Annotated in this window: 12 protein-coding genes; 5 read left to right on the forward strand and 7 right to left on the reverse strand. The window is 58.8% G+C overall.

The annotated features are described in order from the left end of the window. Positions 1 to 111 precede the first annotated feature (111 nt). The 7 genes from EKD03_RS05490 to EKD03_RS05520 all read right to left on the reverse strand — a co-directional run bounded on the left by EKD03_RS05490 (position 112) and on the right by EKD03_RS05520 (position 11,446). Entirely contained in the window at positions 112 to 3,129 is a 3,018-nt protein-coding gene (locus EKD03_RS05490; RefSeq protein ID WP_129628397.1) for a tetratricopeptide repeat protein, read from the reverse strand. 674 nt (positions 3,130 to 3,803) lie between these two features. Further along, on the reverse strand, positions 3,804 to 4,433 hold the full coding sequence (locus EKD03_RS05495) for a response regulator (protein ID WP_129628399.1): 630 nt from the start codon (positions 4,431 to 4,433) through the stop codon (positions 3,804 to 3,806). A gap of 158 nt (positions 4,434 to 4,591) precedes the next feature. Further along, positions 4,592 to 7,819, reverse strand: a complete 3,228-nt coding sequence (locus EKD03_RS05500; RefSeq protein ID WP_129628402.1) for a ligand-binding sensor domain-containing protein — start codon at positions 7,817 to 7,819, stop codon at positions 4,592 to 4,594. A gap of 12 nt (positions 7,820 to 7,831) precedes the next feature. Next, positions 7,832 to 8,758, reverse strand: coding sequence for a GNAT family N-acetyltransferase (locus EKD03_RS05505; protein WP_129628404.1), 927 nt, complete (start codon positions 8,756 to 8,758; stop codon positions 7,832 to 7,834). Positions 8,759 to 8,871: 113 nt separating this feature from the next. Beyond that, positions 8,872 to 10,107 (reverse strand): alpha/beta fold hydrolase, encoded by a 1,236-nt coding sequence (locus EKD03_RS05510; RefSeq protein WP_129628406.1) that lies wholly within the window; start codon positions 10,105 to 10,107, stop codon positions 8,872 to 8,874. A 143-nt stretch (positions 10,108 to 10,250) separates the two neighbouring features. Beyond that, the gene (locus tag EKD03_RS05515) at positions 10,251 to 11,078 is read right to left on the reverse strand and encodes a CPBP family intramembrane glutamic endopeptidase (protein ID WP_129628408.1); all 828 of its coding nucleotides are present in this window, start codon (positions 11,076 to 11,078) and stop codon (positions 10,251 to 10,253) included. Next, positions 11,075 to 11,446 carry a hypothetical protein gene (locus EKD03_RS05520; protein ID WP_129628410.1) on the reverse strand — a complete coding sequence of 124 codons (372 nt, stop codon included), beginning with the start codon at positions 11,444 to 11,446 and terminating at the stop codon, positions 11,075 to 11,077. The genes EKD03_RS05515 and EKD03_RS05520 overlap by 4 nt, the downstream gene beginning before the upstream one ends. 260 nt (positions 11,447 to 11,706) lie before the next feature. Here EKD03_RS05520 and EKD03_RS05525 point away from each other — a divergent pair, with 260 nt between their 5' ends. The 5 genes from EKD03_RS05525 to EKD03_RS05550 all read left to right on the forward strand — a co-directional run bounded on the left by EKD03_RS05525 (position 11,707) and on the right by EKD03_RS05550 (position 19,925). After that, on the forward strand, positions 11,707 to 12,783 hold the full coding sequence (locus tag EKD03_RS05525) for an STAS domain-containing protein (protein ID WP_129628412.1): 1,077 nt from the start codon (positions 11,707 to 11,709) through the stop codon (positions 12,781 to 12,783). 150 nt (positions 12,784 to 12,933) lie between these two features. Then, entirely contained in the window at positions 12,934 to 15,669 is a 2,736-nt protein-coding gene (locus EKD03_RS05535; protein ID WP_129628416.1) for a DUF499 domain-containing protein, read from the forward strand. Beyond that, positions 15,666 to 16,655 carry a hypothetical protein gene (locus EKD03_RS05540; protein WP_129628418.1) on the forward strand — a complete coding sequence of 330 codons (990 nt, stop codon included), beginning with the start codon at positions 15,666 to 15,668 and terminating at the stop codon, positions 16,653 to 16,655. The genes EKD03_RS05535 and EKD03_RS05540 overlap by 4 nt, the downstream gene beginning before the upstream one ends. A gap of 52 nt (positions 16,656 to 16,707) precedes the next feature. Next, on the forward strand, positions 16,708 to 18,354 hold the full coding sequence (locus tag EKD03_RS05545; protein ID WP_129628420.1) for an RNA-binding domain-containing protein: 1,647 nt from the start codon (positions 16,708 to 16,710) through the stop codon (positions 18,352 to 18,354). Positions 18,355 to 18,476: 122 nt separating this feature from the next. Beyond that, on the forward strand, positions 18,477 to 19,925 hold the full coding sequence (locus EKD03_RS05550) for a hypothetical protein (RefSeq protein ID WP_202976767.1): 1,449 nt from the start codon (positions 18,477 to 18,479) through the stop codon (positions 19,923 to 19,925). Positions 19,926 to 19,999: the final 74 nt, after the last annotated feature.

Consider the following 19,999-nt stretch of genomic DNA (forward strand, 5'->3'; position numbering starts at 1 on the left):
AGGGTAAACCTACCTCCCCGATGATATGTCCGCAGATTACGCAGCCGATGATATGTCCGCAGATGATGCAGCCAATGATATGTCCGCAGATTACGCAGATTACGCAGATTTTTAAGATAAAATAAAAAGTAATCTGCGTAATCTGCGTAATCTGCGTAATCTGCGGATAAAATAAAAAACAATCTGCGGATAAATAAACTCCCCCCCCCCATCGAACCGAGCTTGCAGACGTTGCCGCCACACCTCGGCATGGGGATGACCGGGGAAGAGTTGCAGCAAGAGGCGCAGATCATTGATGGCTTCAGGCATGACTCCACGAGCCGTGCCGTCATGGAGTGCAGCCTCATAGTGCTGCTGGGCCGCCGCCGCATCGCCCGCCACCAGCGAGTAGAGCGCTAGGTTGAAGCGATTCCACCAATTGTGCGGGCGTTGCTGATAGTCTTGCTCGGCAATCGCAATGGCGCTGGCCAGATCGCGGGTGGCAGCCTCGTCATCCCCCATCAGCCGCTGCGCCAGTGCCCGCTGGTAGAGTGCCCAACTATATTTGGGGTCAAGTTCTAGCGCCCGCGTGCATGCCGCCAGGGCCGCATCGAAACGCCCAAGCAGGTTGTAGACTTCGCCCAGGTTATTGTGGGGATAGGCATAGTTGGGATCGAGAGCGATGGCCTGTTGGTAGGCCGCGATGGCCTCTTCAAAGCGTCCGAGAGCCCGGTAGACATTGCCCAGGTTATTGTGGGGATAGGCATATTTGGGGTCGAGAGCGATGGCCTGCTGGTAGGCCGCGATGGCCTCTTCAAAGCGTCCGAGAGCCCGGTAGACATTGCCCAGCCCATTGTGGGGATAGGCAAATTTGGGGTCAAGAGCGATGGCCTGCTGGTAGGCGGCGATGGCGTCCTCAAAGCGTCTGAGATCCGAGTAGACAATGCCCAGTTCATTGTGCGGATAGGCATCGTTGGGGGCGAGGGCGATGGCCTGCTGGTAGGCGGCGATGGCATCCTCGTACTTGCCAGCTAGTCTCAATGAAACACCCAGGTGATTATGGGCGTATTGATCCTCATTCAACCACCCCACCACCTTGCGCAAGAGTGGCTCAGCCTCGGGTGCATAGACCGCATATTGCGCGTTATTGGGCCAGAGCAGCGTAGTTGCTAGGTCATGTAATGCCTGCCCTAGTTGCTGCTGTAGGCGTTCTCCGTCTGCTGGCAGCCCCTGCTCGGCCCGCTCATACCACTGCATCGCCTGGGCGTAGTGCTTCTGCGCTGCTGCGAGTTGCCCATGGCATAGCGCGAGGATGGCGTTGCGCTCAGCTTCGCCCTCGCCGTCGAGCCATTTCAGTCCGGCTAGACGGTCGAGTTCGGTGAGGAGCTCGGCGTCGGTGGTGTTCACGAAGGGCATAGAGCCTTGCAGCAGACGTAGCCGCTTCACTCCGCCCTTACTGAGCCAGCGCTTCCAACGTCCGGCCTGTTTGTGCAGGCCAAGCCGTAGCTCGTCACTATAGGCGAGGCTCTCGACAAAGCGCGGGATGAGCCAGCGCCACGCCTGCTCTTCCTCAAGCCAGAAGAGGTAGTCTGTCAGGCGGAGAGCATTCTTGATCCAATCCTCGTCGGTGCAGCGCTCTTCCAACAGGGGGAGGTTCTGCTGCTGCCGCTCTAGGTCGGTGCGCAGGATGCTACAGGCTTGCTCGATCAACTGGCACAGCCACGTTTCCGTCCGGCGTAGCGGATCTTTCAGGTATTCTAGGAAGAAGGTGGCAGGCGCATCATGCAAGCGGTATCGTTCGCGGTGAACCGAGGCGTAGTCGCGTTCGAGACGCCGCAGGGTATTCTCCAGGCTGCCAGCGTTGCCCTCGATCAGTTGCACCATAGGGCGGAGAATATCAATATCACCCTCGGCCAGCGCGAGCGCATAGAGCAGACGGCGGTCGGTCTCATTGTTGATGCAGTGGAGTTGGTAGCGCTCGGTCATATAGCGAACAATCTCGCCGGTGGGGGTGCCGTCGGTAATATCGCCGATCAGTTCCTCCAACGGTTGGCCGCGCTTCCAGATCTCAGCGGCCTCGCGCACCGCCAGGGGGATGCCACGGGTAGCGCGGCTGATCGCAGCCAGGGTGTCTGTGTCGAGTGGGCGCGTTGGGACACAGGTGGCAAAGTAGGCGCGCACATCATCCATCGCAAGTTGGCGCATGTCGTAGGCGATGAGGCGGCGTGGCCATTCTTCGCTATAGCCTTGGTAGTACCTATCGCCAAACTGACGGCTACGCAGCAGGTTATCGCGGCCCGCGATCACCCAGAGGATGTGTGGCCCTGCCGCCTGCATGACCATGCGCAAATAATCATCAGCCCGATCCACATGCTCATAGGTATCCAGAAAGACGACCAGCGGCTGTTTAGCGGCAATTGTGCGGAAGCCCTCGGCCAGCGCAGCGGCGAGGCGCTCATCCGGGTTAATGTAGATGTCGAGGGTATCGGGATCGAGTTTCGCCTTGAGGCGCGTGGTCGCCACATCACGCACCCGCTTCAGCCCCTCGACGCCACCCTTGATCCCGGCATCGGCAAAGCTGCGAGCCAGGTTCTCACCCGCATCGCCGATCACCGGCGCGCCCCAGCGCAGCAGTTTAGCGACAACAGTAGCACTGAGGCCGCGCAACTCGCCAAACTCATCCTTTTCACCGCCACTGGCCAACACATCGGCGGCCTTCTGTTCGGCCTCGGAGCGCATCTTGAGTGCGCTCTGATACTGGGCAAACTGCGCCTTCCAGCCTTGGCGCACAGCAATCGCATAGAGCGAGTCGAAGAGTTCGATAGCCCCAATATGCTCGCGGCCAACCTGAAGCCGAGCCGTGCGACGCTGCTCGTCCTCCCAATCCACCCACAGGATCTGGAACTGATCGCGGTACTCCGTGCCAATGATGTCGCGGAAACGGCGTGCCAGCGTCGTCTTGCCGATACCACCATCGCCATAGAGGAGCAGCACAAAAGGCAGGTGCTCACCGGGGGGAGTCTTGCGCAGGGCATCCAGGGTGGTACGAAACTGATTCTGTTCCTCAACCCGGCCAAAGAAGGGCTGCCCGTTCACCATAATCGGCTGAGCAACCGAGCGCAACAGATCGTCCAGGAGTGGATCGGACATGTGGGATGCTCCTTGTAGTGTCCGCAGATGACGTAGATTTGTTATTTTACCCTAAAAAATCTGCGGTAAACAACCGGGGGACACGGGCCTGCGCGCATCACGATGAAGCCCTTACGGATGGGGCGTAGGGGCTTCGTCGCGACGCGCCCAGGGGATGTGTGGCGTTGGCTTCGGCAGGCTCAGCCAACGCCAACGCGCCCCATGTCTAACAAAACAATCTGCGTAATCTGCGTCATCTGCGGATAAAAAACAATCTGCGCGGCGTTGGCTTCGGCAGGCTCAGCCAACGCCAACGCGCCCCATGTCTAACAAAACAATCTGCGCAATCTGCGTCATCTGCGGATAAAAAACAATCTGCGCGGCGTTGGCTTCGGCAGGCTCAGCCAACGCCAACGCGCCCCATGTCTAACAAAACAATCTGCGCAATCTGCGTAATCTGCGGATAAAAAACAACCTGCGCGGCGTTGGCTTCGGCAAGCTCAGCCAACGCCAACGCGCCCCATGTCTAACAAAACAATCTGCGTAATCTGCGAAATCTGCGGATAAAAAACAATCTGCGCGGCGTTGGCTTCGGCAGGCTCAGCCAACGCCAACGCGCCCCATGTCTAACAAAACAATCTGCGTAATCTGCGTCATCTGCGGATAAAAAACAATCTGCGGATAAACAACCCGCTTCACACCATCTTCTTCTGGATCGCCTTGGTCACTGCGGCCACGCGGTTGTCCACACCGAGCTTCATCAGGATGTTGCTGATGTGGTACTTGACTGTGGAGAGGCTGACGACCAGCCGCTCGGCGATTTCGGCGTTGTTTAAGCCCTCGACCAGCAACTTCAGCACGTCGCGCTCGCGCTCGGTGAGTCCTTCGCTCTCTTGGGGTTGCTGGCTGGCATGCACGAGTGCCTGCGTCGCTTCGGGGGCGAGGGTCGGTTTGCCCGCTTTGGCGGCTTTGATCGCCGCAGCTAACTCGCGGGCGCTGATGTTTTTCATCAGGTAGCCGATGGCTCCGGCTTTGAGGACGTTCTGTACCAGTTCTTCCTCTTGAAAGCTGGTGAGTGCGATGATCTGAATACCCGGATGCTGCTGCTTGATCGCCGCAGTCGCCGCGACGCCATCCATGACTGGCATCATCAGATCCATGAGGATCACATCTGGTTTGAGGATCGCGGCGCGGGCGATGGCCTGTTCGCCATCTTCGGCTTCGCCAACGAGCTCTAGGTCGGGGTTGACGCTGAGGAATGCACCTAGACCAGAGCGGACAACGGCATGGTCATCTACGAGCATGATGCGGATTTTGTCAGTCATACGCGCCTTCCATGTTCAATCGTAACTGTTCACAGTTCTCCTAGCATTCCGGTTTTGACGCCAAGACGCTAAGGCGCAAAGCCTTCAACAAAACCTTTGCGTCTTTGCACCTTTGCGTCAATCAGAAGCTTCCTTTACCCCAGTGTGAATACTTACGCTCAATCACGCGCTTGCCAAATCATCGAGATCTGTGTCCCCTCGCCCGGTTCGCTGTAGATACTCAGCTTCACGCCAATCGCTTCGGCGCGTTCGCGCATGATTTTGAGGCCGAGATGATCGGCTGTGACTGTCGCTGGATCGAAGCCGATCCCATTGTCGGTTACGCTTAGGCGGACGGTGTCGCCCAGCCGGAGGGTGACGACGGCTTGGCTGGCTTTGGCGTGCTTGACGACGTTGTTCAGTGCTTCCTGGACGAGTCGGTAGAGGCCGATCTGGACATCGGGCGGGAGTTTGCGTTCGCCTTCGCTGCTGAGTTGGATGTTCATGCGCGAGCGACCGATCAGGGCTTCGGTCAGTTGGCGTAAGAGTATGGGCAGCGGTACTTCTACCAGGGCGTTGGGGCGCAGTTCTACGAGCAGGGTGCGCATTTCTGCCAGCGCGCCGCGTGTGAGTTGGCGTATCTCCTCTAGGCGGCGTTTGCCCTCATCTGGATTCATCGCCCAAATATCGGGCAGCACGTCGGCGATCAGGGTGGTGGAGAAGAGGGTTTGGGTGACGGCGTCGTGCAGGTCGCGGGCCAGACGGGTGCGCTCGGCGCTTACGGCGTCTTGCGCGGCTTTCTCGCGTAGGCGTTCGTTGGCAAGATTCAGTTCCTCGGTGCGCTCGGCAATGCGCTGTTCGAGTATCTTCTGCAATTGGGCGTTTTGTTCGCGCACTGCCCGCACGCGCCAATGCAGTCCTATGCCAACCAGCGCAACCACACTTAGGAACAGCCCCACCTGGAACGGCCAGGTCTGCCAGAAGGGCGGCGTCACCGTCAGCCGCAACGCGGTTCCGGTCTCGTTCCAGACGCCGTCGCTGTTGGCGGCACGCACGCGGAAGGTGTAGTTGCCGCCGGGTAGGTTGGTGTAGCTGGCGTAGTTGCGTGTGCCAGCTTGCACCCACTCTTTATCGAAGCCTTCCAGTGTGTAGGCATACTGGTTTTTGTCGGGTGATTGGAAATCGAGCGCGGCAAATTCAAATGCGATGAAGTTCTGGTCGTAGTTCAGGCGCACCGTTTGCGCCGGGTCAAACGCCTGGGATGTGTTGAAGATCGCAACGTCGGTGATGACCACCGGGGGCGGGAGTTCGTTCGGGCGCAGGTTGAGCGGGTCGAAGACGCTGAAGCCGTTGACGCCGCCCACATAAAAATCGCCGCTGCGGGCCTGAAAATAGGCATTCGAGTTAAATTCGTTGCCTTGCAGGCCGTCGCTCTTTTCGTAGACCAAGAATGCTTCGGTCTGGGTGTCGAACCTGACCACGCCATGATTGGTGGTCAGCCAGAGGAAGCCCTCTCTATCCCACAAAAGCCCCATAATCGAGGCGTTGGGCAGGCCGTTCTTCTCGGTATAGATGCTGAACTGACCCGTCTGGAGGTTGTAGCGGTTGAGTCCGGCCTGGGTTCCCAGCCAGACGAAGCCATCAGGGGTTGGGAGTATCGTCCAGACCCCGTCGTTGCTGAGTGAGTTGGGGTTGGCGGGGTCGTTTTTCAGGCTGGCGAAGCTCGCTGTGGCGGGGTCTAGGCTGAGAGGGTCAGAAAGGTCGAGGCGGTAGAGTCCGCCGCCCCAGGTTCCCGCCCACAGTTCATCTCCTACGAGGCCAAGCGAGACCGGCGGCGCGGACAGGGGATAGTTGACAAAGCCCGTCGCACCAGGGTCGAGGCGGGAAAGACCAGCGAAACTGCTCACCCACAGCCGCCCGGCTTGGTCGCGGATGAGGTTGGTGACCTGGTTATCGAGCAGGCTGTTGGGGTTGGCAGGGTCGTTCTGGTAGCGGGTGAAGATGCCGGTGTGGGGATCGAAGCGGTTCAGACCGCTGCCGAGGGTGCCGACCCAGAGCGTGTCATCGGGATTGGCATAGAGGGTAAGCACCATATCACCGGAGATACTGTTGGGGTCGGTCGGGTCGGAACGGTAGGGCGTAAACTCGCCGCTGGCCGGGTCGAAGCGCACCAGCCCGTTTTCGATGCTCCCCAGCCAGATGATGCCGTCGCTGGTTTCGCTAAAGGCGCTGACGTGGTTGCTGGGCAGGCTCTTGGGGTTGGCGGCATCGTGGCGGTAGGTGCGGAATTGCAGCGTATCGAGGTTGAGCTTGTTGATACCCGCGCTGAGCGTGCCCACCCAGATGACGCCGGAACGGTCGGGGAGGACGGTAAAGGTGTTGTCGCTAGAAAGGCTTTCGGGGTCGGCAGGGTTGTGGTGGATACCGATAAACGTTCCATCGGGAGCCATCCGCCAGAGACCACCCGACCAACTCGTTGCCCAGAGCGCCCCTTCATGGTCGAAGGCTAGATTGGTGAAGTTGTTATCGGCAATCTGGCTATCAAAGGTTTGGCTGTTGTCGAAGTGGGCACACGCGCCGGTTTGGGGGGTATAGCGGTCGAGGCCACCACCCGCAATGCCGTAGCCACCATAGGCGATCCACAGCGCAGCGCCATCAGCGGCGGGCATGAGGTCGGCGATGTTCGGGGCCGCGAGGCAGTCGCCGGTTTTTTCGAGATGTTGGGCCGTGCCGGTAGCCGGGTCGAACAGGTTCAGCCCAGCGCCGGGAATGTTGAACGCGCCAGTGCCGATCCACAGTTTGCCATCGGCAGCGGGCAGAATGACCGAGATGGCATCGCTGGAGAGGCTGGCGGGGTCGTTGGGGTTGTGGTGGAAGTGGGTAAACTGCCCGCTAACCGGGTCGAAGCGATCCAGCCCACCGAGCGTGGCCACCCAGTAGATACCCTGCCCATCCTGGAAGATGTCGGTGACAATCGGGTGGCCGAGGCTATTGGGGTTGGCCGGGTCGGGCACATAGCGGGTAACCTGCTGAGTTGCCGGGTCGAAGCGGTTCAGACCGCCGCCCCAGGTGCCAATCCACACCATACCGTCGCGGTCTTCGTAGAGCGCGATGATGCTGTTATGGCTGAGACTGGCGGGGTTATCGGGATCATGCTTGAAGTGGGTGAGGCTGTAGCCGTTGTAGCGGTTCAGCCCATCTTGCGTGCCGATCCACAAGTAGCCCTGGCGGTCTTGCAGCAGTGCCAGCCCGGCATTTTGCGAGAGGCCATCATCAATGGTGAGATGCTCGAAGCGCAGGTGTGCGCCGGGGGCGAAGCTGACACCGGCCTCACCTGCGGCGGCGGGCTGAAGGTTGATGAACAGCAAAAGGATGGGCAGAATGAGCAGGAGTCGGCGCATCATCATAGCTTTAATCGTCTACCATTCCTTAACCCATGGCTCGGATACATCATACGCGGTGAACCCCAGCGAGGCATACAGCGCCCCGGCGGCTTCAGAGTAGGAGCCAACCGTGCAGTGCGTGGCCCCCAGATCACGGACGCGCCGCAGCCCCTCGGCCATGAGCGCCTTGCCCAAACCTTTGCGCTGATGTTCAGGATGCGTTCCGACCGGCTCAAAGGCAGCGATGTGGGTGACATCATCATACCAGAGCGTGCAGAAGGCGGCCAACGTGCCGTTCGGGGCAACCGCCACCAAATCGAGGTCGCGGCGGTAGAGCGGAGCGCGCTGGAGGTTGGCGTACCACTCCCACCCCACATAGCTTGCATCCGGCGCATCCGGGTGGAAGGTCTTCCATGAGAGCCAACTACGAGCCGGATGCTCGCCGACATCGCCCAGGGCGCGTAGGCTATAGCCTGCGGGTGTGGGCACAGCAGGAAGCGGCTGGCTCATCTCGCGGCGGCGCTGGTATTCGGGAGGCTTGCCCTTGGTATAACCGCGCCGTTTCAGCACATCCTGCCGCACGTGGTCGTACTCATGCGCCCAGACCACCAGCCGCTGACTCCCATTGGCCTGGGTGGTCGCAAACTGCGTCTCGGCCGCTGAAAGCATTGCCACTTCAAGTTCGAGACAGTGGAATGCAGGATGCACCTGCAAAAAGGCTTCCCCCGCCCCATCGGGATGCAGCACGGCGGCCAGACGACCATCGGCGGCTTCCCACATAAAAACCGCCGCCGAAAGGTTGAATTTGAGGATATTCTCGTTAATATGCCAGCGCCAATAATCCCAGCGGTAGAGCGGCCAACCAATTTCACGCCGGTCGTTCGCTAAGAGCACTTCGCGCAAGAACGTGCGGATGTTCCAGTAGTCGCGGTCGGATTGGTATTTGCGCTGTGTGAGTTTCATAGGTTTATCATACCTGCGCCACAACAACAACTCCCCCGCCGCTGGGGGAGTTTGACCTTGGTCAGGTGGCTAGGTTATACCTTGATGTTACACCGCAGGATCAGCGTCGTCACCTACGGCAAAACGGTCTTGACCATTGCTTCCACGAAACGATCCGATTCACTCACCCAGGGGGTGTGCCCCGAATACTCAAACCAGACGATCTGCTTGTGCGGGGCCTCTAGCACGGCGTAATAGTCTTCGACAAAGACCGCTGGGGCGTTGATGTCGTGGCGGCCAAGCAGGAAGTAGACCGGAACCTCCAGCTTTGTAGCCTGCTGGCGGAAATCCACCTCCCAGAGCTGCGGGTAGACCACATCCAGGGTTTGCAGCACGCCCCGGAACCAACTCACCTTGTCATACAGGCCATATTCGGGAGCGGCGAGGTCGCGCCAAGTGTTAAAGCCGTTATCCCGAATGGCGGGGTTCTGGTTCATATAGGCGAAGGTGTCGCCCAGGAAGGCGGCCTCCTTCCACGCCATGCCGGAGCCATAGTAGGGCGGCGGGCCTTGTTTGGTCAGCGCCTCCACCTTGGCACTGTCGCCACGCTGGCGCGCCCAATCCAGGGCGAACTCGTAGCACATCAGGTCGTTTTCGAGGAAGGCCACCATCTGCCCGGTGCCAATAAAGGCATGGAAATCCTCAGGGTAACGCTGGACGAGCCAAATCCCCAGCGCACTGCCCCACGATTCACCCAAGACATAGACCTTCTCCTGCTTGAAGCGTTCCTTCAAGATCGACACCAGGGCGTGAGCATCTTCAATGTAGCGCTCAGGGGTCAGAGTGGCGCGGTCAACCGCATCGAGAGATTTGCCTGAACCGGGTTGCTCCCAGTTGACGACGACAAAGTGGTCTTCCAAGCCGCCCAGCGCAAAGCGTGCGGAGGCCAATTGACTGCCGCCCGGCCCGCCCGCAAGGAAGAGCAGCACCGGTTTGGTCGTGTCTTTGCTTCGGATCGAAATCCACTGCTGGCTACCGTTAAGCGTGACGGTTTCGAGCGTGGCGATACTGCCGGGCAGGGGCTTGCCGTCTGTACCCAGGATGGGCGGGGTCATGGCAAAGGACTGCGAGGCAACCACGGCCAGCGCGCCAACCGCGAACACCCCAACCAGCGCCACCAAGGTCGCTTTCCCGGCGGGTTGGAGGGCGAAAAAGGCGAACAACAATCCCAGGTCAACTGCGGCCAACGGAACCCAGACCCAGGCGGGAACGGCGGTGGCCTGGGGCAAGAGGAGAACCGGCAGGCAGAAGATGAGTGCCAACACAAGGGCCAGCAGGCGACCAAGAAAGATGAGAAACTTTTTGTACATCAGTGTTCCTTCTACTCTACTGCGGTGAGTAACTGTTTACAGTTCTCCTCGCATTCCGGTTTTGACGCAAAGACGCCAAGGCGCAAAGCCTTCAACAAAACCTTTGCGCCTTGGCGCCTTGGCGTCAACCAAAGGCTTCGGAGTTACCCGTAAGATGCGTGTGCGCCAGAACGCCGGATGAACAACCAGATGCAGGCCGCTGCCAGCATAGCCAGCCCGGTGCTGATCGCCGTCCAGGTCAGTTCTTCGGCGGCGGTGGTGTAGGTTTGCCCAAAAATCAAGGCACTGGAAGAGAGACTGGCATGCATAAAGTAGGCGAGCAGCAGACTGCCCTGGGTTCGTTCATAGACCCAGGTGATAATGAATGACCAAGCAGTCAACAAGATCGGGCCGAGCATGCTAATCAAGAGCAGCGAATCGAAACCCCGGCCACCAAGCGCGAAGTAATCCGCATAGCCGTGCCACACGCCACCCCAGACCAACCCCAGCAGCAGGGTGGCGACGAGGGGGGAGTGGCGTTTGAGCAGATGCGGCAGGAGGAAACCGCGCCAGCCAAACTCTTCCATCAACCCGGCGGTGAGACCGAGGGCAATGCCGGGGCCGAGCAGATTGAGCATCGCGCCGCTATCCAGCGGGTAGCCAGCCAACCAGCGTACAAGCGGCGTAAGCGCTGTCACCGCAGGAATGACCAGCAGAGCCAACCACCAGCGGCCCACCTTCCCCATGCGTACCCTAGCCCACAGAGCTTGCAGCCCTTCACGCCCATAAACCAGCCACGTAGTGAAGATGCCACTGAGTGAAGGCCCAAACCCACCCAGAATGACGAAGATGAAGGCGCTAGGCGGGGCTTGCATCAACCCGCCGGGTTTGATGTACAGGAAGAGACATGACCAGATTCCAAATGACCAGATCATCGTCAGGATGATGTAGGTAAGTATGGGATGCCGGGTAAACCAGGTATTGATGTTCATAGATGATTCCTAGTTAAAACACCATTGAGTAGCAAAAACGCACCGGACGCTAGGAGCAGCAACATCCCAACGCTGGCCCAGTTGAGGTCAAACAGGAACATGGCCAAGACGAGACACAAGACAAACCCGCCAAACATGGATGTACGCACAGCGGCGGTTATACGCCCAGCTTGTTGGTAGCTGTCCCATGCGGCACTGAAAACGCCGGTGGCGGGCAGCAAGATGAACAGTGCCCACCAGTTGTGCAGGCTAAAACCGGTCAGTTTTTGCAGCAACAAGATCATACCGAGGCCAATCAGCATGGCTCCATCAATCCGGCCACTGGTGTGGTAGCGGCTGGTAGGATTAAAAGAGGTTGGCTCGTTCATGGGGTTCCTTCTTGCGGTTGTCGTAGCGAAAGGCTTCTATGGACTAACCCAATGATACGTTTGGGGAACAAAAAACTCCCCCGTCGAGGGGGGAGTTGCTGACTGGTCAGGTGGACAGGAGATTGGTTTTTCAGCTAGGAGCACGGGCACATCAAACCAACGGGTCGAGCCTCAGATCTCCCCGCAAGTTTCAGGGGGCGTTGTCGTTTTAATGGTATAATTTTTGCTCGTGCTGTCAAGGTTCATACCAAAGGTGCCCTATGTTCGCCAATCCGCTCCTGTCGCGCTTCTTCATCATGCGTCATACAGACGATGATCTTCGGCGTAGGGGCCAGAACCTTCTGATTGTCCTCTGGATTCTTATTGCTATCTCGCTTCTGAGCATTCCAACTTCTATAATCCATGGGCGTGTAGGTTCGCTCCTCAATACGATAAGCGTTCTGCCTGTCGCAATGCTCCTGCTCTGGATGACTCACCGTGGCTGGGTGGGTTGGGTCACCATGATCATGCTCACGATCAATACCATGAGCCTGATCCTGGTGCCGGTGTTTGGCTCGGCTGAGTTTTCTGTTATTGCCTACTATTTCATCATCAATACATTTATTGCCGGAATCGTCTTGCGCCCCATCATGGTCTGGGGGGTTCTGGTGCTCAATATCGCTGCGCTGGCGCTCACAGCGGTGCTTGCACAGCAGTTCCCTCAAGAGGCACCTAGCCTTCTTGTCACCAGCATGAATGTTGGGTTGCTGCTGATCTTTGCAACGATGATTGTGATCCTCGATAGTACGACGATGATGCGCACGCTGAGTGAGTTGCGGCAAGCGCGCGCTGAGACCCTGCATGCGAACCAGGCTCTAGCTGAGAGCAATGCGAGCCTTGAACGTCTGGTCGCGGATCGTACTGCGATCTTGAGTGCGACTCTGGCTGAACACGAGGCGCATGCACAAGCGCTCCAGGATGCGCTGGCGGCTCAGGAGCGGATGCATGATCTGGTGACCGAGCTTTCGTTGCCGGTGATCCCGGTGCGCCACGATACGCTGGTTGTGCCGCTCATTGGTAGTCTCGATAGTACGCGGGCCAATATATTGCTCCAGCGGGTCTTGACGCAGATCGAGAAACACCGCGCACGAGCGCTGATTTTGGATGTTACTGGCTTGCCGCTGGTTGATACTCAGGTGGCGAAGATTATGCTCACTATTGCTGAGGCGGCACGTTTGCTGGGTACCGATACGACTCTGGTTGGGATCAGGCCCGAAGTTGCCCAGGCGTTGGTGAGCTTGGGGGTTGAGTTGCCGCGCCTCACGACCTATGCGACGTTGGAGCAAGCGCTTGATTGAGCGTGGTCGGGCGGCGTTCACTGATCTGATCCTCGCGTCGGGAACATCAATCCGGCTATGGCTGGAGCACACTCAGCATCCGCATGCTTGGGCGTGGTCTGCTTGGGGACGGAATCGGTTCCTATACTCACAATAGGTAAGGTTTGATGCATGCTTAACCTGAAATTGCGCGATGAGTTCAAGAGTAAACGCCTCAAGGGAACTGCTATTGAGCTTGCCAACGATGCTCAGAGTGGCGCAACCCAGATCCCTGCGCACGATTTTCTGGCCATTACCTACCCGACCCAGGATCTCCTGAAGGCGATTGAGGCGGTTGGCCCACAGCAGGGCCGCCCCGTTGTGGTGATCGGTGAACGTGGCTCTGGTAAATCGCACCTGCTGGCCGCGCTCTACCACGCAGTCAACGATTCGTACTCAACCAGCGCGTGGCTTGCCTCATGGTCTGGTCTGCTCAATGATTCGCGCCTCGCTGCCTTGCAACTTCGTAGCGATATGCGGGTTATTGGCGAGAGTTTGCATCGCCAACGCTACAAATTTCTCTGGGATCTCTTGTTCGAGCAGCATCCCCACGGTGCGTATATCAAGGGCAAGTGGGAAGGTATGGGTAATGCGAAAACGGATGTTCCTTCTGATCAGCTTATGCTCGAAATGTTGCGCCATACCCCGGTCATGTTGCTCCTTGATGAGTTTCAGACGTGGTTCGATGGCCTCACAAATACCAAACAGTATCCCTGGCGTCAATGGGCCTTCAATTTTGTTCAGATCCTTGCGGAGCTTGCCAAAGAGCATCCTGAGTTACTCGTGCTGGTTGTTTCTGTACGCAATGGCTCGACTGATGCCTATCAGCAGATCCATCGTGTCAATCCGTTGGTCGTTGATTTCAAAGCTGGCGGCAGCCCTGAACGGATCCAGCAGGATCGCCGCCGCATGCTCTTGCATCGCTTGTTCGAGAATCGCTTGCAGATCCCGCCCGATCAGATCGAGCAGGTGGTTGATCCGCACCTGCGTGAGTCCTTCCGCCTGCTCGATGTGCCCCCCGCTGAACACGAGCGCCGCCGCCGCGAGATGGTCGAGTCCTGGCCGTTTGCGCCGCACCTGCTGCAACTTCTTGAGGATCAGGTGCTTGTGGCGACTGATGCCCAGGATACCCGCGACCTGATCAAGATTCTTGCTAATCTGTACAAGTCGCGTGGCGATTGCAGCCCGATCTTGACCGCTGCTGATTTTCGTATTGAAGAGGATTCGAGTGGCATCGGGGAGTTGCTCGATTCGGTTGCGAACCAGCAGCATCGCACCCTGCGCGAGAAGGCGCAGCGTAATCTGTTGGCCGTCCGCGAGGCGGTGAGTGATGTTGAGCGGGTTGTGCCGCATCTCCAGGAGATCATCGGATCGCTGTGGTTGCGTTCGATTGCGGTGAGCCGCTTCGCCGGTGCCGAACCTGCAATGCTCCATGTTGATATTACCCGCCAGTTCCCGGTGGACGATAATGCCTTTGATGTCGAGCTTGCGACCATTATTGAGAACAGCTTTAACATTCATCAGGATGGCCCGCGCTTGGTCTTCCGCGAAGAGGAGAATCCCCAGGCCCGGCTTATGGCCCACGCCCGGAATGATAAGTTGTTTACCGATGGTAGCGATCTGCGCCACTTGGCCAAAGAGGTGCGCTATGTTGTCGGTGGCACCGAGGATGTCGCCCGCAACTTTCGAGTCATCGCGCTTCCTCGTTTATGGCTCACTGATCCGTGGTCGTCGCTTGAAGAGAGCGAGCGCCCTGAGCGTTGGGATGAGCGCATGCCGATCCTTGTGCTGCCTGAAGCCGTGGATCGCCTGCACGAGCGCCTTGGTCGCTGGCTCAGGGATCAGCTCCAGAAGCGCCGCAATACGGTGCGTTTCTTGTTGCCACGCTCCGACTCGCCCAATCTGTACCAGGATCGCGATCTGCTTGTGCTCGCTAGGGCTGCGCTGAAGGCTCAGGAGTGGAGTTCCCAGAATTCAGAGTATCGTCAGTTAAAGACCAAGTATCAGAAAGAGTTGCACGATCTACTCAAGAAGCGCTTTGATCGCTTTGCCCTCTTGCAGCACTGGAACTTCACCAATCCGGCAGAGTGTCGCTTCCAGATTGAGGGCTTGCGGGCGCAGGGTGTCCAGATTCCTGAGGCGATTGAGCGTACCATCACCGAGGATCTCTTTGTACCCGAGGATTTTGCTGATTTCGTCCACGCTGCTGCCAGCGAAAGCGCCTCGCTTGGTAAGTTGCTGCGTGAACTCCAGGAGCCGCGTCCCGCTGGGCAGGAGTGCATTCCCTGGCTCGGTGAACCGGCGATGAAGGAGCGTATCCTGCGGCTCTGCGCCCGTGGGAAGGTGGCGATCAATCTGCGTGGTACCGAGTATGTGCAGGCGGAGCCGGGTGAGGATGAGGAGACGGCATGGCGGCGTATGCGCCCCAAGCTCTCCCTGACTGGCCGCCAACTCGATGAGGTGGTTCTTCTCCTCCCATCGGCTGTCCCTGCCACGGGAGGAGCCGTTGCCTCCGTGCCGCCGCTACCGCTAGGCTCGGAACCCACCACCCTACCAACGGGACAAATGGAGTCTCCCGCAACGCCAGTGGCCGAGACCCGCGAACCCTATGATCCAACTCCGCTGGGTGGCGCGATCTTCGGCGGATCGAACCCGATTCGCCCCCGCATACGCCACGCCAATCCTGCGACTTCGCCACTCAATCTGATTGGTAAGATCGAAGGCTGGGGCGTTGGCCCCGCGACGCCGGTCTCCCAGGTGACTATTACGCTCGCGTCGGCCACTGGTGCGCAGCTCAAAGATCTGTTGAAGAAGCTCCCCGACGGGCTGACCTTTGAGCTTTCACTTGAGAAAGAGGAAGGTGTATGACGCTTCGCCTTGATCTCCTGCGTAGCCTGACGACTAGCACGCCGCCTGAGGCTTGGCGTATGTTGATCGCGCAGGTGCTCGCCATCATGTCGCCGCCGCTGACGCTCGCTGATGCGCCTAGCGAGGTGACGCGGCGTGATCGCACTGTCGCCGCTCTGGATCTGTTGCTCGCTGGTAGTGGCTGGGATCTCTGGCATGTGTTTGATCCCGCAGTGGAGCGCACCGCTTCGCATCTGATCCGCTGGTGGCATGAACCCTACCAAGCCAAGGCGCTGCTGATTCTCGATGGCCTTTCGCTCCGCGAGTTGCCCTGGCTGATCCAGGGTGCCCAACACCATGGGTTCACCATTCACGCCACCACGGCGTGTGCCGCTGAGTTACCCGGCGAGACCAATGCGTTCGCCCAGGCGCTTGGTTACACCAGCCGTAGCCAGTTGCAGAACAATGGCGGCAGTCACAACGATCAACTCCCTGGTGCCCGTACCGAAAGTATCGATCTGCCCTGGCGCGATGGTGCTGCCTTGGTTGACGCCACGCCCAACTGGGTCTTCTGGCACCATTGGCCCGATGTGCAGTTGCATCGTGTGGCCGGGGCCGGTCAGGGTCTCGAAAGCCTGACCCGCGAGGTCGCGGCCCAACTCACCAGCGCCGATTTCTGGGATTTCGTGGCGCGTTTGGCGACGGGCCGCCGCCTCGTGATCACCTCGGACCACGGCTACGCCGCAACGGGCCTATTTAGCGATGCCACGGGTGAGGCGGCGGCGCTGCTTAAACGCACCTTCCGCAGCGGTCGCAGTGCCGCTGGTGCGCTCGATCCTGGGCCGTTTGCGCCGCCGGTTGCCCTGCAACTCGATACGCCCCACGGCTCATATACCCTCGCACTTGGGCGCTGGAAGTGGCCCAGTCCGGGGGGCTACCCGACCCTGGCCCACGGTGGTCTTTCGCTGCTCGAAGTGCTTGCGCCCTTCGTTGTGCTAACCAAGTAGGATAGAGCATAGGAAATAGGCTCCGAACCTTGTCTAGTAGAAATTGGGTTGCATGCGCACGATTCCCAAACACGAGTCCCTTACCGTCGAGTTTAAGAGCGACCGCAAACGCCTGTCGGACGGCGATCTGGTTGCGACGGTCGTCTGTTTGGCGAATAGCGAAGGCGGCGCGATCTACTTAGGTGTTGAAGATAACGGGCAAGTGACTGGGCTGCATGCTGAGCATCAAAACGTGAGCAGCCTCAGTGCATTGATTGCCAACCGTACCAACCCACCGCTCAGTGTGCGGGTCAGCACCATAGAAGAGGAGGGGCAGACTATCGCCCGCATCGAGGTGCCGCGCTCAACCCGGCTGATAGCAACCTCTGATGGCCTCTTGCAGCGGCGGCGGCTCCAGGCGGATGGGACGCCCCAATGCGTGCCATTCTACCCGCATGAATTTGCCAGCCGTCAGTCGGACTTGGGTACACTCGACTATTCCGCGCTCCCTGTAGCGGATGCTTGTGAAGCCGATTTTGATCCCTTGGAGCGCGAACGCCTGCGCCAATTGATCGAGCGCTACAATGGCGACCGTTCGCTCATCGGGTTGAGCGACCACGAGTTGGATGGCGCATTGGGCCTCGTGCGTAGCGACCAGGGACGGCGCATGCCTACTGTTACGGGCCTGCTCATCCTGGGGCGTGAGGCCGCGTTGCGTCAGCACCTACCGACCCACGAAGTCGCCTTCCAAGTTCTCGACGGCACCCAGGTGCGGGTGAACGATTTCTACCACACCCCGCTGCTCAAGACCTTTGAGCGCGTACTCGAACAGTTTGATGCCCGCGTGGAGGAAGATGAAGTTCAAGTGGGCCTCTTCCGCGTGCCAATCCCAACGCTTGACCATCGATCCTTCCGCGAAGCCTTGGTCAATGCGCTCGTACACCGCGATTACACCCGACGCGGCGCAGCCCATGTACGCTGGGAAACAGATGGCTTCACCATCAGCAATCCTGGCGGCTTTATCGAAGGCGTTACCCTCAAAAACCTGCTGGTGGTTGAACCCAAGCCGCGTAACCCCTTGCTGGCCGATGCCGTTAAACGCATCGGCCTCGCCGAGCGCACCGGGCGTGGTGTTGACCTGATCTACGAAGGAATGCTGCGTTTTGGCCGTCCAGCCCCCGACTATACACGCAGCGACACCACAACGGTCGTCGTTGCCCTGAGCAGCGCCGAGGCCGATCTGCCTTTCCTGCGCATGATCCTAGAGCAAGAGAACCGCACCCAACGCCGCATTGCGCTCGATGAACTGATCCTCTTGGCGCACCTGCGCACCCAGCGCCGGATAGATCTAGCTGAAGCGACCCAAGCCATCCAGAAGAACGAATTTACGACGCGAGCAGCATTAGAGCGCCTCGTCGAAGTCGGCATGATCGAAGCCCACGGTGTCAAGAAGAGTCGCACCTACACCCTCAGCCCACGAGTCTACCGTGAATCGGGCCAATCGGCGAACTATGTGCGCCAAGTCGGCTTCGACCCCATCCAGCAAGAGCAGATGGTGCTGCAATATGTAAAAAAACATGGCAAAATTACACGCAAGGATGTCATCGATCTCTGTCGTGTAAGTGAAGATCAAGCAACCTACCTGCTGCGTAAACTCCAATCTAGTGACAGGCTCCGGCTTATTGGTAAAGGCCGTGGATCATATTATGAACCTATCTGAATCGCGTAAATTCTCCTATTTCGTGTTTCTGGATCGCGTTTGCGCGTTTCTTTGCGCGTTTCGGGCGTTTTTGCTTCCACTTGTTCCCTAGGAACGTTTTCTAACCCGTTAGGATCTTCACCATGGCCCCCCCCAAGATGACCAAGAAAGAAGCGTTGGCTGAGCAGATTGCCCGCGCTGTTGGCGCTGGTAAGCCGGTGGCTCTCGAGACGGTTGATTTTAGCGATCCTGACCGCCCCAAAACCTGTCTCGAAGTTGATTTTCCCATTCTGCCGATCAACCAGATTGCGGTGATTGAGGGCAATGCCGGTAAGCCGATCTATCAGATGTCGAAGTGGTGGGCGCGTCGCCGCTCGAGTGTCTTCCGCGCACTGCTCATCGCCGCTGCAACCAAGGCTCCCGCCGATCCTTCCCATGCGGCGCGCTACGTCTGGGAACACTATTACGCTAATCATCAGAAGAAGGGCGCCTTTAAGCAGCTCAAGGTGGCTGATATTTTTATGGGCGGCGGGACGACCCTGGTTGAGGGTTCGCGGCTTGGGATGCAGATGTCCGGCAACGATCTCAACCCGGTCGCTTGGTTTGTGGTTAAGCAGGAGTTTGCCGAGGTTGATCTGGACGCGGTCAAGCGCCTGCTGGCCGCCATCGAGGCCGAGGTTAGGCCGCAGATTATGCCCTTCTATGCCTGCGATGGGCCGAATGGCGAAAAGGGTACCTGGACGCACCTGCCGACGGGGCGGATTGAGGGGCCGGATTTCGATCCGCTGAGCCTGACCCCGGCGCAGCGCCGCGATTATCACTATAGCGGCCCTGAGATTATCTATACCTTCTGGGCCAAGCACGGCCCATGTCAGGTGACAGGTTGTGGCCACCGCACGCCGATTATGACCAGCCCGGTTATGGCGGTCAAGACGCTGACGGTGCGGGCGTGGCAACTGCACTGCCCCGCTTGTAACGGGGCGTTCGACGTGGAACGGCGAGCGGCTAGGATGGCTCCCGATGTGCCGCTGTTTGTCGCACCCGCAGAAGTTCCGTACACGATCTTTGATGCGCGGCGCGGGATTGTCTGCCCGCATTGTGCGCATGCGCAACCAGCAGTCATTTATGAGAAAGATGGCCTCGTGCTTGCCGATGGCCAGAAGCTGGGTAAGGGAACCAACAAGAAGATTAACCTGACGCTGTTGGTGCATCCCCAATGGCTCGCCGGTAGCCCCAAGGCCGATGCCACTGGCCTGCCCTTTGGCGGCGCGGCCCAGGACGATGCCGCTGCGACTGCCCGCTGGAACCAGGCGCGCGCCAGCACGATCCGCCTGCTGGAGGTGCGCGGCACTCTGCCGGAGACGGTGACATGCCCGGAGACGGGGGTGACGTTTAGTACCACAAAGGGGACGGTGCCCAAGGATGCACATTTTGCCTGTGGGACATGTGGCACGGTTCAATCAGTTGTGACGGCAATTGGAGCTACGCATAAGACAGCACCCACATCGGCCTATGCCATTCAAGGTTATGCTCCTGGTAGAGATGCTGCAAATGAAACCTACGGTGGTAGATTTTTTGCAAGCATTGATTAGTCCGTAAATTAAGACCTCTTGTGTTCTATCGCCACGTCACTTAGACTGGTGGCATGAAAAAACAGCACCTCACC

Source organism: Candidatus Oscillochloris fontis, assembly GCF_004138135.1.
GTDB lineage: Bacteria > Chloroflexota > Chloroflexia > Chloroflexales > Chloroflexaceae > Oscillochloris > Oscillochloris fontis.

Bases quoted from the DNA above. Each gene is read 5' to 3' on its own strand.
- EKD03_RS05550 (WP_202976767.1), top strand. From the start codon at position 18,477: ATGGCCCCCCCCAAGATGACCAAGAAAGAAGCGTTGGCTGAGCAGATT.
- EKD03_RS05515 (WP_129628408.1), bottom strand. From the start codon at position 11,078: ATGAACATCAATACCTGGTTTACCCGGCATCCCATACTTACCTACATC.
- EKD03_RS05505 (WP_129628404.1), bottom strand. From the start codon at position 8,758: ATGAAACTCACACAGCGCAAATACCAATCCGACCGCGACTACTGGAAC.
- EKD03_RS05500 (WP_129628402.1), bottom strand. From the start codon at position 7,819: ATGATGATGCGCCGACTCCTGCTCATTCTGCCCATCCTTTTGCTGTTC.
- EKD03_RS05545 (WP_129628420.1), top strand. From the start codon at position 16,708: ATGCGCACGATTCCCAAACACGAGTCCCTTACCGTCGAGTTTAAGAGC.
- EKD03_RS05520 (WP_129628410.1), bottom strand. From the start codon at position 11,446: ATGAACGAGCCAACCTCTTTTAATCCTACCAGCCGCTACCACACCAGT.
- EKD03_RS05510 (WP_129628406.1), bottom strand. From the start codon at position 10,107: ATGTACAAAAAGTTTCTCATCTTTCTTGGTCGCCTGCTGGCCCTTGTG.
- EKD03_RS05490 (WP_129628397.1), bottom strand. From the start codon at position 3,129: ATGTCCGATCCACTCCTGGACGATCTGTTGCGCTCGGTTGCTCAGCCG.
- EKD03_RS05525 (WP_129628412.1), top strand. From the start codon at position 11,707: ATGTTCGCCAATCCGCTCCTGTCGCGCTTCTTCATCATGCGTCATACA.
- EKD03_RS05535 (WP_129628416.1), top strand. From the start codon at position 12,934: ATGCTTAACCTGAAATTGCGCGATGAGTTCAAGAGTAAACGCCTCAAG.
- EKD03_RS05495 (WP_129628399.1), bottom strand. From the start codon at position 4,433: ATGACTGACAAAATCCGCATCATGCTCGTAGATGACCATGCCGTTGTC.
- EKD03_RS05540 (WP_129628418.1), top strand. From the start codon at position 15,666: ATGACGCTTCGCCTTGATCTCCTGCGTAGCCTGACGACTAGCACGCCG.